The following is a 15,661-nucleotide window of genomic DNA, read 5'->3' as shown; positions in this document are numbered from 1 at the left end:
TTAGGTTGTGTTTGATAAGGTAGCAAAATACTATATTCTGCTTAAAAGTATAAATTCAACCCTTATACCAACACAAAAAAAAGCCTTTTGAAGACTCATATGCTCCAAAAGGCTTAGGGTATAAATGCAACCTTGGCAGATCAGTACTTACGACCGTAGAGAAGTACGTGCCCCTGATCTGAGTTAGTAAATGCGTAAGATAATTTTTTATTGATGTATGACTTTTCCTTCTGATGCGTAAAGAAAGAGGCTGAATTGGGTACCTGAAGGTTCCAAGATCCTGAGTTTTCTACTTCTCCCGGCAGAATAAGCACCATATGTCCATATTCCTTTCCTTTCATTACAGCTACCACAGCTTTGTTAGCGTTGGCATGCTGCTGAGCACTGTTTAAAGCCTCCTGATCGTAGCCTCTGCCTAAAAGAGTCCATTGGCTGCTATTCTGTAAAAAATCGTAAATCTCTGTCACCAGCATATAGCGACCTTTATCACTGGCATAAAAATCGTTCACTTTGTACACCTGTTTAAGTGAAGCGCCCGTATATTTATGGCACTGTGCCTCATTTTCAGAATCGTCACACTGCATAAACTCCTTCAGAGATGTGTCTAGGTCGCTTTTCCAATTTCTATTAATACTCTGCGCGTAGAGCGTAGAGCTAAAAGCAAGCAGAATAACTGTAATTAGCTGTTTCATTATTTACTTATGAGTTATTGACCTTGTTCAGATCTATTCTTCAGAATTGTGTTTTTTACGTAACCACAAAATTTGAAATAGTAGCGAAGTATGTACGGCTTTTCTAGTATTTACAATTCACATTTTTCAGTAAGCAAATAGCTTTTTCTTTTTGATAGATAAAAGCCAATGGGTAGGTCATTCATTACGCATGTAATAGTACTTTTCTAATACTCTACAAATCTGAAATTGCGGGTTTATACTCAAACAAACAGAATAAAATAGCCTGACAGTGCTCAACAAAAAAAACCTGCAAAGTATGCAGGTCTTTTTTCTATTTATATTGTACTCACTATCTTATTAGTTAACGCCTTCCAGTTTGCCTTTCTCTTTCACGCGTTTCATAAACTCTCCTAAATCTTCGTCAGAATAAGTTCCGTAGGCGTCTACAACAATTCCTTTGGTGCCATCTTTTGCTTCCAGCGCGTAGAGTATTGACATATCATCCGGATTACTTTCTCCTTCAAAACGATACTCCTCTATAATCGCAAGCTCCTGAGCCTGATAGTTTTTGTCTGAAGTTCGGTCTTTAAGCGCTCCGTTTTCAAACTTAAACTGTGTTACAAAACCCTTTTTGCTTAAGTCATTGATTTTAGCAGTTAAGGGCGACATGTATTCTTTCATATCCTGTGTATTCATTACGCTACTTTTTAGGTGAAAAAATTACGGTGGCATCAACCTGGCCGTTTATATATCAACCTACGCCAACAAACAATGTTTTCGATAATCAGTACTTTTGCTTACCAGTTGAGGAAGCCGGGTTTCAAGTCTCTAAGCCATTGAGGTTCGGCAAACCGGTAGCCAACAAATAGCTGAAGGTTTCGTGAGGTTTCCAGCAGGCGAATCTGGTCTACCTGCACCGAACCAAAAGTAAATACCGAAGATACGCCTGCAAAATATTTTCCGTTATCGAAACCAGTAGCCCCTTTTACGTTGTAATTGGGCGCTACTCCCCAATTGGTATGTCTGCCCTCTTCATCCTTATAGATTTTGTATTGCAAGGCCAGCCCCAACGAACCTGACAGGTGGAAGAAAAATTTATTGTAAACAAAGTTATACGCATAGCCAGGACGGGCAAATACAGAGATGGCACTAATTTCAGTGAGGCTGGTATCATTGGCAAAGCGCTCTCTAGCTCCCAGTGGTATTACAGACTCTTCTCCTTCCAGTTCTATGGAAGAAAAGCCTCCGGTAAGCATAAAAGAACCCGCACTTTGTACCTGCCTCAGGTTACGATTAAAAGGAGCTTTAACCGATACCTGCTCTCCAGTAAATAAATGAGAAGCGCCTACCATAATTCGCCTTGCCCGAATGTTGCCTTCCTGTATACCTTCTGCAAGGTTATCCAGGCTTTGGTCATCGCTCAGGTAGAGGTTACGATACCATTGAAACACCCCTTCTACCAGCCATTTTTTGCGGTAAAGCGTTGCCTGCACATCAGTAATTCTGCTTTCGGTAGTACGTGCCCTGTCAAAAAACCAGGTAATAGGTAGCGGAAAATGAAACTGAAAACCCAGGTCCCAAACATAACCTCCTACACCCAGGTAACTACGATTGTTAGGTGCAAATTTAAGTGACTCGTCACTTTCCAGTTGGCGCAGGGCGGTAAACAAACCCCGGTTAGTAACCAGCATTTTCACATTCATAGTGTCCTGAAAAACATCTACAAATGCATTCTGCTGTGCATAAGTTTTTAAGGGAGTACCAAAAAATAAAATTATAGCACAGATAAGTCCTGTAAAAAATAGCTTATTCAAATGTCTTTTGCTTAAGAAAGCAATAATACGGGCAAAATGTTAGATTTCGCATACCAGCCTGCTGTATTTATTTCTCGATACCCGACAGTACTCTGATGATGTCGTTAGCACGAGTAATTTCTGCACTGGCTCCTTCTTCATCCTGCGCATCAATAATATCTTTAAAACGCTGTAGATTCTTGATGTAGCTACCCAGAGCAGAAGAAATATTTTTGGTATTTTGAGAGAAAATAGGCACCCACATCTGTGCTGAACTTTTAGCCAGCCTTACGGTAGAGGAGAAGCCGCTACCTGCCATTTCAAAAATACTTAGCTCGTCTTTTTCTTTATCCAGCACTGTGGTACTCAGGGCAAAGGAGCTAATATGGCTGAGGTGAGATACGTAGGCGATATGTCGGTCATGGGCAGCTGCCTCCATATAGCTTACCCGCATATTCAGTTTTAGCTTAAAAAGATTTTCTACTATTTCCAGAGCTTCAATGTCTGAGCGATCGCGCTCACATAATATCATTTGCTTACCAAGAAGAAGTTCAGGAAAAGCAGCCCCTGGTCCGGAGCGCTCAGTACCAGCAATGGGGTGTGCCGCAACATACTGTCCACGCTTAGGATGATCACGAACTGTAGCACAAATCTGCTCTTTGGTAGAACCCAGGTCGGTGACTACTACATTGCGCCCTACCATATCCAGCACCTCTGGCAACTGCTTAATAATTACGTTGACCGGAGTAGCAAGAATTACGACATCTGCATGCTGTACCGCTTCTTCCAGAGACATAATTTTATCGGCTATTTCTCCTACTAAGGCCTGAGCGGCATGCTCACGATCGTTGTCTACCCCTATAATGCGGTAGCTACTATCTTTTGCCTTTAGTCCTAATGCTGTAGACCCACCCAGTAAGCCTAAACCAACAATGCAGATGTTCATAATTATTATTTACTTAAACAAAATTTTTAACCCTATTAAGCGATTCAATCAAAATATTATTCTGATTACATAAAGACACACGTATGTACCTATCGCCTTTCTGCCCAAATATAAAACCAGGGGTTAAAAAAACATGACAATTATATAAAATGCGATCTATAAATTTTTCAGAAGAGCTTTCCTTATCAGGAATTTTAGCCCAGACAAACATGCCTTCCTGCTCTTTATAATAGCTACACTCCAGCATATCCAGTAGCTTAAAAACAAGCTTTCTACGCTCTGCATATATCGCGTTACGCTCCTGATGCCATGCTTCTGAGTTTTGCAGTGCCGCTATGGCAGCATCCTGTATGCCACGAAACATACCAGAGTCTATATTGCTTTTGATCTTTAGAATCTCAGAGAGGTATGACTTTGCTCCGCTAAGCCAGCCTACTCGCCAGCCCGCCATGTTATGCGATTTACTGAGTGAGTTAAACTCTATACATACCTCCTTAGCTCCCGGCAGGGATAATATACTCAGAGGTTGCTTCCTGTTTAGCACCAGGCTATAAGGATTATCATGACAGATAAGAAACTGCTTCTCTCTGGCCAGGGCAATAAGCTCCGATAATACCTCAGCATCCGCTGGGGTTCCGGTAGGCATGTGCGGATAGTTAAGCCACATCAGTTTTACCCGGCTATAATCTTCTTTTCTCATGGCTTCCAGATTAGGCTGCCAGTCAGCTTCGCGCAGGGGGTAGCTCCTGACTTTGGCTTCTGCCATATGCGTTACCGAAGTATAAGCAGGGTAACCCAGTTCGGGCACCAACACCTCGTCGCCAGCATCTAAAAAGGTGAATGACACATGAGTAATACCCTCTTTAGAACCCATAAGTGGCAGCACCTCTCCATTTGGGTCTAGGGACACCCCATAAGTTTTTGAGTACCAATCTGCTATGGCCTGGCGTAGTTCCGCTATCCCCTGATAGGGCTGGTAGCCATGATGATCTGCCTGCCGGGCAGACTGATAAAGCGCATCAATGGTAGCTTCGGAAGGGGCGAGGTCTGGGCTGCCAATCCCCATATTAATTACATCTAAACCATCCTCTCTCATACGGCGGATCTCCTGAAGCTTCGTAGAAAAGTAGTATTCTTTGACGTTTTGTAAGCGACGTGCTGTAGATATGATCATGTTGTGAGCCGGATTGATGAAAAAAAGACTTGAAAGGTCATTGTCCTTCCAAGCCTTATTCTTAAAAAGTCTTGTGCCAGTAAAAGGCAGAGCTTAAGATTAACCCAATGCTTTTACACCAGGAAGCTCTTTGCCTTCCATATACTCCAGCAAAGCTCCTCCGCCGGTAGACACATAAGAAACTTTATCGCCATAGCCTAAAGTGTTTACCGCAGCCGCAGAATCTCCTCCACCAATGAGTGAGAAAGCGCCTTTTTCTGTAGCTTTTACTACTGCATCGGCTATCGCTTTGGTTCCTTCAGCAAAATCAGGGATTTCAAAGATTCCCATAGGGCCGTTCCAGAGAATAATTTTAGAGTTTTCTACTGTCTTAGAGAATACCTCACTTGCCTCAGGCCCAATGTCTACGCCCATCCAGCCTGACTGAATAGCGTGGTTGTTAGCTACTCTGGTCTCAGCACCTTCTTCTATCTTTTGGGTAACAATAGAGTCAATGGGTAGGTGTAGCTCTACGCCCTTATCTTTTGCTTTGCGGATCAGCTCATTGGCCAGGTCCAGCTTATCTTCTTCTACCAGCGAGTTACCAATCTCTCCGCCCATAGCTTTAAAGAAGGTGTAACTCATACCACCGCCGATGATCAGGTGATTTACTTTATCCAGCAGGCGCTCAATGATCTGTATTTTGTCAGAAATTTTTGCTCCACCCATAATAGCGGTAAAAGGCTTTTCACCACTTTCCAGTACCGTATCCGCATTGTCAATCTCTGCTTTTAGTAAGTAGCCTGCTGCCTTCTCGTCGAAGAACTGAGCAACGGTAGTGGTAGATGAGTGAGCACGGTGAGCCGAGCCAAAAGCATCATTAACATAGACATCGCCCAGTTTGGCCATCTGCTTTGCCAGCTCTTCATCGCCTTTGCTTTCTTCTTTATGAAATCTGGTGTTTTCCAGCAATAGCACTTCGCCAGCTTGTAGTGCGGCAGCTTTCTCTTCTGCTTCAGCACCCACGCAGTCGTTAGCAAACTGTACTTTGGCACCCTCCAGCAGGCTGGAAAGATGATCTACCAGGTGCTTGAGTGAAAATTTCTCCTCCGGCCCTTCTTTAGGACGCCCCAGGTGAGACATAAGTACAGCTGAGCCTCCGTCTTTCAATATTTTTTTGAGCGTAGGCACTGCGGCCTGCATACGGTTGTCGTCAGTAATCTTATAATTTTTGTCTAGCGGAACGTTAAAATCCACTCTTACCAGAGCCCTCTTGCCAGAAAAATTGATGTCGTCGATGGTTTTCATAGTGTAATAGATTTTTAAAAAATGATCTATAATGCTTTCCACGCAAATTTAAAGCTTATTATATTGTTCGCTATTATTCGTTACAAAAACATCAAAAATACTAACCTACCCTTTGTCATGACCTACCGTCTACTATTAGTGCTCAGTATTTTTTTACCTGGGCTTTTGTCCGCCCAACAGCCAGATCTGCAATATTACTTACCGGAGGGTGCTTCTTACCGTTCCGATGTACCTACTCCCGAATCAGTTTTAGGTTTTCAGATCGGGGAGCGCCATGCCGAGCATACACTGCTTATGAACTACTACCGGGCGCTGGCCGAAGCCTCTCCTCGCGTCACACTAGTGGAGTACGCTCAAACTTACGAAAAAAGACCCCTCTTCCTGCTTACGATCACTTCGGAAAACAACCAGAACAATATAGAAGAGGTCAAAAGCAGACATGTACAGCTAAGCAATCCAGAGGCTTCGGCTAGTGTGAGTGTAGATGAGCAGCCGGTAGTGGTTTGGCTAGGCTATAGCGTACATGGTAACGAGCCCAGTGGTACTAACGCGGCCCCTCTTGTAGCCTACCATCTGGCGGCAGCGCAGGGTAGCGAGGTAGAAGAGATGCTGGAGAATACGGTAGTACTGATGGACCCCTTTATAAACCCTGATGGCATTAATCGCTTCGCAACCTGGGCCAATACCCGCCGTGCCGAGTATTTGAGTACCGACCCTAATAATATAGAACAGAACGAACACTGGCCTCGCGGACGTACTAACCATTACTGGTTTGACCTAAACCGCGACTGGCTACTGCAACAGCACCCAGAATCCAGAGGACGCCTGGAAAAGTTTCATGAGTGGAAGCCCAATATCGTTACTGACCATCATGAAATGGGGAGCAATGCTACTTTCTTCTTTCAGCCGGGTATTCCTTCTCGTAACAACCCGCTGACGCCGGAAAATACCTTCCGCCTTACCGAAGCCCTAGGCGATTACCATGCCGAAGGCCTGGATGCTATTGGCTCATTCTATTATACCAAAGAAAGCTACGATGATTTTTACTACGGCAAAGGTTCTACCTATCCGGATGTAAACGGGGCAGTGGGCATTCTCTTTGAGCAGGCTAGCTCGCGCAGCCATGCCCAGGAAACCGACAATGGCCTGCTCACCTTCCCTTTCACCATTCGTAACCAGGTAAGTGCAAGCTTCTCTACACTCAAAGGAGCTTTAGCCCTAAAGAACGAGCTGCTACAGCATCAGGTAGATTTTTACCCCGAAGCTTTGGAACTGGCGGCACAAGACCCTATTAAAGCCTTCGTATTTGGTAGCGAAGCCGATGCGGCCACTACTTATCATATGGCTGAGGTGCTTAAAAGACATCAGATACAAATGTACCGTCCGGCGCAGCGCATTAATGCCAACGGGCACAGCTTTGAGCCGGAAAGCAGCTACCTTGTGCCTACCAATCAGGCGCAGTACCGACTCATCAAAGCGCTTTTTGAAAGGCGCACCAGCTTTAACGACAGCCTCTTCTATGATGTATCGGCCTGGACATTTCCGCTGGCATACAACTTACCTTTTGCTGAACTAAACAGCCGACAGCTTAGCCTGGGCAAAGAGGTAGAGCAGCCGCAATTTCCTCAGGGCGAGCTGGTAGGTGGACGTAGTGAGTATGCTTACCTCTTTGAAGTAGACGAGTACTATGCGCACCGGGCTATTTACCGCCTGCAAGAAGCCGGACTTAACCTGAAAATCTCTACTGAAGCATTTACTCATAAAAGCGGAAGGCGTTTTGACTACGGTACTATTCTGGTACCCATTAGCATACAGAAGGATATGGATGCTGAGGCTATCTATGAACTGATGCAGACTATTACCAAAGAGGATGGCATTAATGTATATGCCGCCAACACAGGGATGAGCAGCAGTGGCGTTAGTTTGGGAAGCCGCACCTACGAGACACTGGAAAAACCCGAAATTATTATGCTAATAGAGGGTGGCGTTAGTAGCTATGAGGCCGGAGAAGCCTGGCACCTGCTGGATCAGCGCATGCATATGCCTATCACCATGATGTCTGCCGAGCGCTTTAACCGTAGCAACCTCAATCGCTATAACACCCTTATTATGGTAGATGGCTCATATAATGACATCAATGAAAGTGGCAAGAGCAAGCTTAAATTATGGATACAGCAGGGAAATAAGGTAGTAGCTATTAAAGATGCCGGTAAATGGCTGTCTGATAATGGTATTGGCGGCTTTAAATATAAGTCAGCAGAGAAGGACAGTCTGCCCCAGCGAGCTTTTGCCGACCGCGATAAGCACCGGGGCGCTCAGGTAATTGGCGGATCTATTTTTAGCGCAACAGTTGACCTTAGCCACCCCATCGCTTATGGTATGAATAAAGAAGACATCAGCCTATTTAGAGACCATTCGCTTTTTATGGAACGAGCCAATAACCCTTATGCCAATCCACTGATGTATACAGAGCAGCCACTACGTGCGGGATATATTTCTGAGGAGAAAGAGGAGCAGCTCAGAGGCACGGCGGGTGTGGGCATTGCCTCCTACGGACAGGGCGTAGTAATTGCCCTCACCGATAACCCAAATTTTCGTGCCTTCTGGTATGGCACTAACAAACTCTTCCTCAATAGCATCTTCTTCGGAAAAGTGATGCGTTAATAAGATCACAAGGCCGGTACACTTCCATCGTGTATCGGCTTTTTTTGTTTTTCTTCTTTGCCTGCTTCCCGAACTGTTGCCTACCATCTGTATTTACTCTTCTAACACTCATAGAGCAAAGCCCAGAAAGCATAGCCCCTCTTCACTGTTTTTAGCGCAGCCTTTACTGATACTCAGGATTGTGTGCACAAACTCGTGCACTGATTAAATACCCTCAGGTTTGAATGCTCAACTGCTGTGCAGTCTTTGCCGAGACTCAAAATTGAGTGCACAAGCCCGTGCACTGATTAAATACTCTCAGGATTGAATGCTCAACTCTTGTGCAGTCTTTGCCGAGACTCAAAATTGAGTGCACAAAACAATAGCTGCATCTACCAAGCTCTAAAATCAAGCTTTTACCAAACTTATCCCCTTACCCAACAGCATAGCAGCTTACAGATGCCAGGTGCATTTCGCTTAACCTATATACATCAGCCCTGTGCTTATGCAGTACGCATAAAATAGCTTATTTATCAATTCTCTGCTCTTTTTCTTATCTTCATAGGCCTACTACAACACAAACTATGAGACAATTACTACACTACTTCTATTTACTACCCTTTCTGCTTATGAGTGTGCCCTTAACTGCCCAGTCCGACCAGGCCCAATACAATTATGATGAGGCCCGGGTACCCGATTTTCAGCTGCCAGAATTATTATTATCTGAGCAGGGAGATAAAATTACTACGGCTCGTGAGTGGACGCAGCTTCGCCGCCCCGAAATTTTAGAAAGTTTTACCCGGCAAGTCTATGGCAAGGTGCCCGACAGCCCACTACAAATAGATTTTGAAGAAACTGCTACCTACTCAGATGCTCTGGATGGTAAAGCTACGCTTAAAGAAGTAAAAGTAAGCTTTAGCAATGAGCAAGGCACCCACGCCATGAGCCTGCTTATGTTTATTCCTAATGAAGTAACTGGCCCGGCACCTGCTTTTTTAGGCCTTAACTTCTACGGTAACCATAGCATACACCCTGACCCTCACATCAGTATCAGCGAAAGCTGGGTAAATAATAGTGAGAAGTTCCAGATCAGTAATCATCGTGCCGATGAGGGATCGCGCGGAGTGAGGGTACACCGCTGGCCCGTAGAGCGCATTATTGATCGTGGCTATGCTCTCATCAATATCTACTATGGGGATATAGACCCTGACTATGATGATGGTTTTAAGAATGGCGTACATCCTTTGTTTTACCAAAATGGACAGGAAAAACCTGCCGAAGATGAATGGGGTAGCATAGCTGCCTGGGCCTGGGGACTCTCACGTGCGCTGGACTACCTGCAAACAGATGAGGCTATAGACGCGCAAAAAGTAGCGGTAATAGGGCACTCTCGTCTGGGTAAGGCAGCACTTTGGGCAGGCGCTACCGATGAGCGCTTTGCCATTACTATCTCCAACGACTCCGGCTGCGGAGGGGCCGCCCTCTCCCGACGAAAATTTGGTGAAACTGTAGCCCGTATCAATACCAGCTTTCCGCATTGGTTTGCTGATAATTTTGTGCAGTACAATAATCAGGAAGAAAAGCTTCCGGTAGACCAGCACATGCTCATTAGCCTTATGGCACCTCGTCCGGTTTATGTGGCCAGCGCTGCGGAAGACCTCTGGGCCGACCCCAAAGGAGAGTTTTTAAGCGCAAAATACGCTACAGAAGTGTACAGACTGCTGGGCAAAATAGGTCTGCCTGCCGAGCAGATTCCGGTAGTAAACCGACCTGTCATGGGCACCATCGGCTACCATATCCGTACAGAGGGGCACGACCTTAAGGCCTATGACTGGGAGCAATACCTAGATTTTGCGGATATGCATCTAAAAAATACTCCGGCAGCAGGCCATTAGTAAGTACATACGCTCTTTGCTACTGGCACTGATCCTTAAAAAAGAGCCCGGCCTCTGCTAGCAGCAGAAGTCGGGCTGGTGTAAGTTTAGCTATTGCTTTTTACTAAATAGCGCTTAGAATTTCACACCCAGATCCAGGCTGAGCAGGTCATTCTTGATAATGATATCTCCTACATTAGGCTCGTACTGGTTCTTTACTACATTGACCAGTCCGCGGCGATAGCTCAGCCCACCGTATAATGTGGTGCTATACCCCATGCGGTACTCCAAACCAGATGACAGTAGCACATTGGAGTCTACTGCGCGAAAATCTTCTATGTACCGTACCTCGTCGGACAGATTATCTTCCAGTATTTTAATGTCCGCGGTAAGGCCTACCTGAAAATACACCCTCATATCCAGTGCCACCTCATTGGTAAACAGTTTTAAAGAGAGTGGTACCTGTAAGTAGTGCAGGCGGTAAGCCTCATCTATGTCATTGGTAGCATCCTGTATACCTACGCGCTTAGGTACAAAGAAAAGACCCGTACTGAAGTAGTAATTCTCCTGAATATAAATATCTCCGATGAGTCCGGCTACAATACGGCCACCTACTCCGTCAGTAGAGAGATCTACACTGGCGTCGTCATCATCCAAACGGTTAAAAGACAGGGAGGGAGAAAGCTGCAAACCAAGTTCTACCTGCGACCAGGCTGGCCCTGCTAATACGGTGAGTAAGAGTGCTAAAAATATTGAGTTTTTCTTCTTCATAAAAATGATAGTTTTGCTTTTTTCGTTATCAACCTGTTCCAGGGAGTCAAAATTAAGCTTGATGAAGTTTATACATATTATATTATATCTTTTTTGTACGTTATTGTTTGCCTGCGGCGGAGATTCTTGTCAAGATGGGCCCGATGTTTCCTCTATTCCTATGGAAGTAAGCATAGAGCGCCTGGATCAGGAGATGTTTTCCCTAAGCCATAAAGAAGAGCTTTCTGCCTTTCTGGACAAATACCCTATGCTGAGCGACCGTTTTTACCGGGCAGAGGAGTTTCCGCACGACTCTATCCTCGTCAATCAGCTGCATATGATTGTCACCGACCCCTACATAGACACCCTTTACCAGCAAACGCAGGAGACATTTCCTGATCTGGAAAGCCTGGAGACCGAATTTGAAAACGCCTTCCGCCATATTAAACATTATTATCCGGATTTTACGCCTCCTAAAATATATGCAGCCTTTAGTGCTTTAGGTACGGTAGGTGCCGACCTTTTTGTAAGCGATGAACTCATCGTAATCAGTATTGAACATTTTCTGGGAGAAGACGCACGCTTTCGTCCTCGTGTCTATGACTATATTATCAATCGCTACCGCCCCGAATATATTGTGCCTAACTGTGTGATGTTGCTATCTAACAAGTGGAATGCTACCGAAATAGATGATAATACGCTACTAGCCGAAATGATCTACTACGGCAAAAGCTATTACTTTACGCAGAAAATGCTCCCCTGCCTCTCCGATACGGTGCTGACAGGCTATACAGCGGAGGAGCTGTCCGTTGCCACAGAGAACGATAAGCTGATTTGGTCGCACTTTATCAATAAAGAGTTACTATACGAAACCAGTCATATTATTAAGCCCCGCTATGTGGGTGAGCGCCCCAGCGTAGCAGAAATCAATGCCAAGATTCCGGGAAGAATAGGAAGGTGGCTGGGCTGGCAGATCGTAGAGCAGTATGCAGATAATACCGGTGCCAGTATTAATGAACTGATGCGATCAGGCAACGCACAGGAGATTTTTACAGGCTCAAAGTATAAGCCTTAACTTCTGCCTGGCTCTGCTCCTCTTCTATCAGGTTGAGGAGCTTTTTTATTTGTAGCTCGCGGCTAAATTCAGCCTCTGCCAGTTGACGGGCGTTGTTCTGGTACATTTCCAGCAAGCCCGGCTCATTAATAAAACGCACGATTTTCTGCACAAAGTCTTCCGGCTGATGAGGATTGGTATAAAAACCACACTGGTGAGCTTCCAGCATATCGCGCATCCAGCCCTGTACGTTTACGATAGAGAGCTTTCCGGCGGCCAGCGCGTCAAAAAGCTTATTAGGACTGCAATGCTGAAGTACCGGCAGGTCGGCAAAACTGATATAGGCTGCATCTGTCACATTGAGCAAAGAAAGCAGGCCGTACTTGTTGTGGTAAGGCACAAAACGAACATTATCCAGACCCCGTTGCGCTGCTTCTGCCTGCAATTTGTCCAGTTCGCTACCCTGCCCGGCAATGAGAAACACCACCTCGTGCAATAGCTTGTTTTTACTGGCTTCGGCAGCATCCAGCAGGTAGTCTAAACGATTGACCTTACCCACAGCGCCAAAGTAGCTGACTACAAATTTACCTACAACATCAAATTGCTGCTCATGATAGGCATGTTTTTCTGCCTTCCTGAAAAAGCTACAGTCCGACATATTAGGGATAAGCAGTACCTTACGGTAGGGTACCAGAGCAGAGATATATTCCTGGCTTCCGGGAGAGAGGGCAACGATGGCTTTTGCCTGCTGATAAATCCTTTTTTCCAGGCTGTAAAGCTGGTACCTGAGCCAGCTCTTGCGGATGATGTTCATCTGCACAGGAGCTTCAGGCCAGAGGTCTCGCACCTCAAAGACATAAGGCACACCGTATCGACATTTGAGGTAAAGCCCTATCAGGCCGGTAGTAAGAGGAGTAGAAGAAACATAACTGATGTCAAACTTTCCTAACTCACTGGCTTTGGTGCAGGCCATCAGGACAAAACGCAAAAAGGCTTTTACCCTTTGAAGAAAGCTAAAGTGCTGATCGTAGTTAACGGGGAGGTAATGCACCTGTATGCCATCAATAAATTCTTTTTTGTATACCTTCTCCGCATGTGAGGTAATAAGGTCTACCCTATGACCGGCATCTGCCATGCCTTTGGCCAGGTAGTAAGAGCGTATAGCTCCTCCCTCTTCAGGAGTTTTGAAATACTGATGTATGTATAGTATGTGCATATCAGCAATGAGCGCGAATGTGGCTGCTAAAAATTCACAGCCATAGCCGCAAAATACGGTGAATATTACTTAAAGTCGAGACAACTGCTTGTTATTCTACTTACAAAAGTTAAAAGACTCAAACCCAAAATGATGCAAAAAGTTCTCTAAGGGAAATTTAGTTTTAGCCACGAAGCTAATATCCATATATTCCATAGTTCGGAGCCATAATCTTTCTTGCTGCTTAGGTGTGCCTGCCTTAACGATTGCACCAAATTATAGTCTATATATTCATAAATGAGCTGTTTATGAGGGAGCAGGCTGTCCAGCAGGCGCGCCTGCTTTTCTTCTCTAAACCAATAGCTGATGGGTAAGCCAAAACCTTCTTTTTTTCTCTGGGTAAACACTTTACCACCCTCCTGATTGAGCAGACTTTTAAGTATCCATTTTTTACCCTGCTGCATACGGTAGGTGGCAGGCAGGCTACGCACATAATTGGAGAGAGGCACATCCAGAAAAGGCATTCTCATCTCCAGGCTTTGAGCCATACTCATTTGGTCGGATACAGAAAGCACATCTGAAGCCAGATAATGCTGTAGGTCATGCTCCAAAGCAGCTCCCAGCCAGCCTTCATCAAAAGCCTGCTCTACGTTAATAGCAGGAGCAAAGTTATGATCTGTCTCTCTGTTTCCAGCTAGCCTCTCCTGGCTGATAAAATTAATGAAGGTACGCGCGGGGTCGGCATGCAAGCTGTTTCCTAGTTTTTTGAGTAGGCGGAACTGCTTGCGGAAAGGATGTGCAAAGGCAGTAGGCAGGAGGCCCGCCCCGGACTTTAATAAAGGATGAAACCGCTTGAAAGCCTGGTAATTTTGGAGGTATTGTGCAAAAGCCTGATGGCGGTTGTAGCCTCCAAATAACTCATCGGCACCTGCCCCACTTAATGCTACACCAGCCACCTTTTTTATTTCTGCGGAAATAAGGTAAGTCATAAAAGCTGCACTATCTCCAACAGGCTGATCTATAGAAGCCAGAAACGCCTCATGATGATCGTTGAGCATAGGGCTTTCCAACTGCAACTCATAATGTTGGGTACCGTACTTAGCCGCTGCCTGCCTGGCATAAATATAATCTTCAGTACCAAATGAGGCTTCCTGCTTGGTATTGATGACAGAAAAAGTAGGCACGGGGTGCGCTCCCAAAGATTTGATCAGGCTTAGAAGTAAGGTAGAGTCTACCCCTCCGCTCAGCATAAGCGCTATAGGTACATCTGCCTGCAAATGGTTGAGCACCGCATTGCTCAACAGCTCTTCTGTTTGTGACAATACTTCTTTGGGAGTTGTATTATTTTCTCCCCGCTTTAGCACTGGCGTAAAGGCCTGGGATTGCAGTTCAGTCACTCCTTCTATCAGCATATAATGTCCTGCTTTGAGCTGATATATGCCCTGAAAAAAGGTAATGGGTGCATTAGCATAACCAAAGCTCAGGTACTGTTGCAAAGCCATCTCGTTTAATTTTTTGCTTATACACTCACTATCCGCAATGGCTCTGGCTGAGGAGGATGCCAGTATATAATTATCGTTTTGGGCATAATACAGAGGCTTCATGCCAAATCGGTCGCGAGCAAGCAATACCTTCTGCTCATGACTGTCATAAAACACCAGGGCAAACATACCATTGAGGCGGTTGAGGGCCTGCACACCATATCTGATGAGCAAATGCAATAGCACTTCGGTATCTGACTGGGTACTAAACTGTACTCCCTGAGCCAGTAGCTCATTTCTTAAATCAAAATAGTTGTAGATAGCACCATTAAAGCTAAGAACATACCTCTTGTCTGAGCTTTGCATGGGCTGATTGGCCCGCGCATCAGGATCTATAATTTTCAGCCGGTTACTACCCAGGTGCAGCATTCCTTTGCGCCAAGAAAAACTAAAAGAAGAACGCGCATCTGGCCCTCGTTGCTCAGTCGCGTTTAACATTTCCTTTAAAGCATTGGGTTGCTCCCGCTCCAGCCGCTGTTTTTTATCTATGATCAAATGAATACCACACATATCTACGATTTACGCTACGCAAGGTAGGTGTTAAGGTCAGACCTATGCCTGGCATGCGAAATTAATTAACAAATACATAATGAAAACGAATATTCTCATCATTCTGCAAAAACCCACAGGTACCATATAAATAACTTTTAAAATTATTTAATTAAATATTTTATTTTGAATTAATGATTATTATCAATTACTTTTACTGAAACTAAAGAGTATATCAATA

Annotated in this window: 12 protein-coding genes; 3 read left to right on the top strand and 9 right to left on the bottom strand. The window is 44.9% G+C overall.

Going from position 1 to position 15,661, the window contains the following annotated elements:
* Nucleotides 1-140: 140 nt before the first annotated feature.
* The 6 genes from PZB74_RS10880 to PZB74_RS10855 all read right to left on the bottom strand — a co-directional run bounded on the left by PZB74_RS10880 (nt 141) and on the right by PZB74_RS10855 (nt 5,874).
* The gene (locus PZB74_RS10880) at nt 141-692 is read right to left on the bottom strand and encodes a hypothetical protein (protein WP_302242643.1); all 552 of its coding nucleotides are present in this window, start codon (nt 690-692) and stop codon (nt 141-143) included.
* Between the two features lie 339 nt (nt 693-1,031).
* Nucleotides 1,032-1,370, bottom strand: coding sequence for a hypothetical protein (locus PZB74_RS10875; RefSeq protein ID WP_302242642.1), 339 nt, complete (start codon nt 1,368-1,370; stop codon nt 1,032-1,034).
* Between the two features lie 101 nt (nt 1,371-1,471).
* Nucleotides 1,472-2,488: a DUF4421 family protein gene (locus PZB74_RS10870; protein ID WP_302242641.1), complete on the bottom strand. Its 1,017-nt coding sequence runs from the start codon at nt 2,486-2,488 to the stop codon at nt 1,472-1,474.
* Nucleotides 2,489-2,555: 67 nt separating this feature from the next.
* On the bottom strand, nt 2,556-3,413 hold the full coding sequence (locus PZB74_RS10865; protein WP_302242640.1) for a prephenate dehydrogenase: 858 nt from the start codon (nt 3,411-3,413) through the stop codon (nt 2,556-2,558).
* A gap of 13 nt (nt 3,414-3,426) precedes the next feature.
* Nucleotides 3,427-4,587, bottom strand: coding sequence for a pyridoxal phosphate-dependent aminotransferase (locus PZB74_RS10860; RefSeq protein WP_302242639.1), 1,161 nt, complete (start codon nt 4,585-4,587; stop codon nt 3,427-3,429).
* A gap of 99 nt (nt 4,588-4,686) precedes the next feature.
* Nucleotides 4,687-5,874, bottom strand: a complete 1,188-nt coding sequence (locus PZB74_RS10855) for a phosphoglycerate kinase (protein WP_302242638.1) — start codon at nt 5,872-5,874, stop codon at nt 4,687-4,689.
* 117 nt (nt 5,875-5,991) lie between these two features.
* On the opposite strand from PZB74_RS10855, the gene PZB74_RS10850 reads away from it, so the two are divergent.
* Entirely contained in the window at nt 5,992-8,538 is a 2,547-nt protein-coding gene (locus PZB74_RS10850) for a M14 metallopeptidase family protein (protein ID WP_302242637.1), read from the top strand.
* A 563-nt stretch (nt 8,539-9,101) separates the two neighbouring features.
* Nucleotides 9,102-10,412 (top strand): glucuronyl esterase domain-containing protein, encoded by a 1,311-nt coding sequence (locus PZB74_RS10845; RefSeq protein ID WP_302242636.1) that lies wholly within the window; start codon nt 9,102-9,104, stop codon nt 10,410-10,412.
* 114 nt (nt 10,413-10,526) lie between these two features.
* Here PZB74_RS10845 and PZB74_RS10840 read toward each other — a convergent pair whose 3' ends face one another.
* Nucleotides 10,527-11,162 (bottom strand): outer membrane beta-barrel protein, encoded by a 636-nt coding sequence (locus PZB74_RS10840; RefSeq protein ID WP_302242634.1) that lies wholly within the window; start codon nt 11,160-11,162, stop codon nt 10,527-10,529.
* A 61-nt stretch (nt 11,163-11,223) separates the two neighbouring features.
* Between PZB74_RS10840 and gldB the strand changes: the two genes are divergently transcribed.
* Nucleotides 11,224-12,216 carry a gliding motility lipoprotein GldB gene (gene gldB, locus PZB74_RS10835; protein WP_302242633.1) on the top strand — a complete coding sequence of 331 codons (993 nt, stop codon included), beginning with the start codon at nt 11,224-11,226 and terminating at the stop codon, nt 12,214-12,216.
* Here the strand turns inward: gldB and PZB74_RS10830 are convergent.
* Together PZB74_RS10830 and asnB are read right to left on the bottom strand one after the other, a co-directional pair.
* Nucleotides 12,191-13,411, bottom strand: a complete 1,221-nt coding sequence (locus tag PZB74_RS10830) for a glycosyltransferase family 4 protein (RefSeq protein WP_302242632.1) — start codon at nt 13,409-13,411, stop codon at nt 12,191-12,193. The genes gldB and PZB74_RS10830 overlap by 26 nt on opposite strands.
* Nucleotides 13,412-13,557: 146 nt before the next feature.
* Nucleotides 13,558-15,441: an asparagine synthase (glutamine-hydrolyzing) gene (asnB, locus tag PZB74_RS10825; RefSeq protein ID WP_302242631.1), complete on the bottom strand. Its 1,884-nt coding sequence runs from the start codon at nt 15,439-15,441 to the stop codon at nt 13,558-13,560.
* Between the last annotated feature and the right edge of the window lie 220 nt (nt 15,442-15,661).

This window comes from Porifericola rhodea (assembly GCF_030506305.1).
GTDB lineage: Bacteria > Bacteroidota > Bacteroidia > Cytophagales > Cyclobacteriaceae > Catalinimonas > Catalinimonas rhodea.
Note: the sequence above shows the minus strand (reverse complement) of the source record. Positions and strands in the feature narration are given on the sequence as shown.

What these genes read in the sequence shown, in the direction of transcription:
- PZB74_RS10830 (WP_302242632.1), bottom strand. Translation starts at nt 13,411, where the DNA reads ATGCACATACTATACATACATCAGTATTTCAAAACTCCTGAAGAGGGA.
- PZB74_RS10880 (WP_302242643.1), bottom strand. Translation starts at nt 692, where the DNA reads ATGAAACAGCTAATTACAGTTATTCTGCTTGCTTTTAGCTCTACGCTC.
- PZB74_RS10855 (WP_302242638.1), bottom strand. Translation starts at nt 5,874, where the DNA reads ATGAAAACCATCGACGACATCAATTTTTCTGGCAAGAGGGCTCTGGTA.
- asnB (WP_302242631.1), bottom strand. Translation starts at nt 15,441, where the DNA reads ATGTGTGGTATTCATTTGATCATAGATAAAAAACAGCGGCTGGAGCGG.
- gldB (WP_302242633.1), top strand. Translation starts at nt 11,224, where the DNA reads ATGAAGTTTATACATATTATATTATATCTTTTTTGTACGTTATTGTTT.
- PZB74_RS10845 (WP_302242636.1), top strand. Translation starts at nt 9,102, where the DNA reads ATGAGACAATTACTACACTACTTCTATTTACTACCCTTTCTGCTTATG.
- PZB74_RS10865 (WP_302242640.1), bottom strand. Translation starts at nt 3,413, where the DNA reads ATGAACATCTGCATTGTTGGTTTAGGCTTACTGGGTGGGTCTACAGCA.
- PZB74_RS10840 (WP_302242634.1), bottom strand. Translation starts at nt 11,162, where the DNA reads ATGAAGAAGAAAAACTCAATATTTTTAGCACTCTTACTCACCGTATTA.
- PZB74_RS10860 (WP_302242639.1), bottom strand. Translation starts at nt 4,587, where the DNA reads ATGATCATATCTACAGCACGTCGCTTACAAAACGTCAAAGAATACTAC.
- PZB74_RS10850 (WP_302242637.1), top strand. Translation starts at nt 5,992, where the DNA reads ATGACCTACCGTCTACTATTAGTGCTCAGTATTTTTTTACCTGGGCTT.
- PZB74_RS10875 (WP_302242642.1), bottom strand. Translation starts at nt 1,370, where the DNA reads ATGAATACACAGGATATGAAAGAATACATGTCGCCCTTAACTGCTAAA.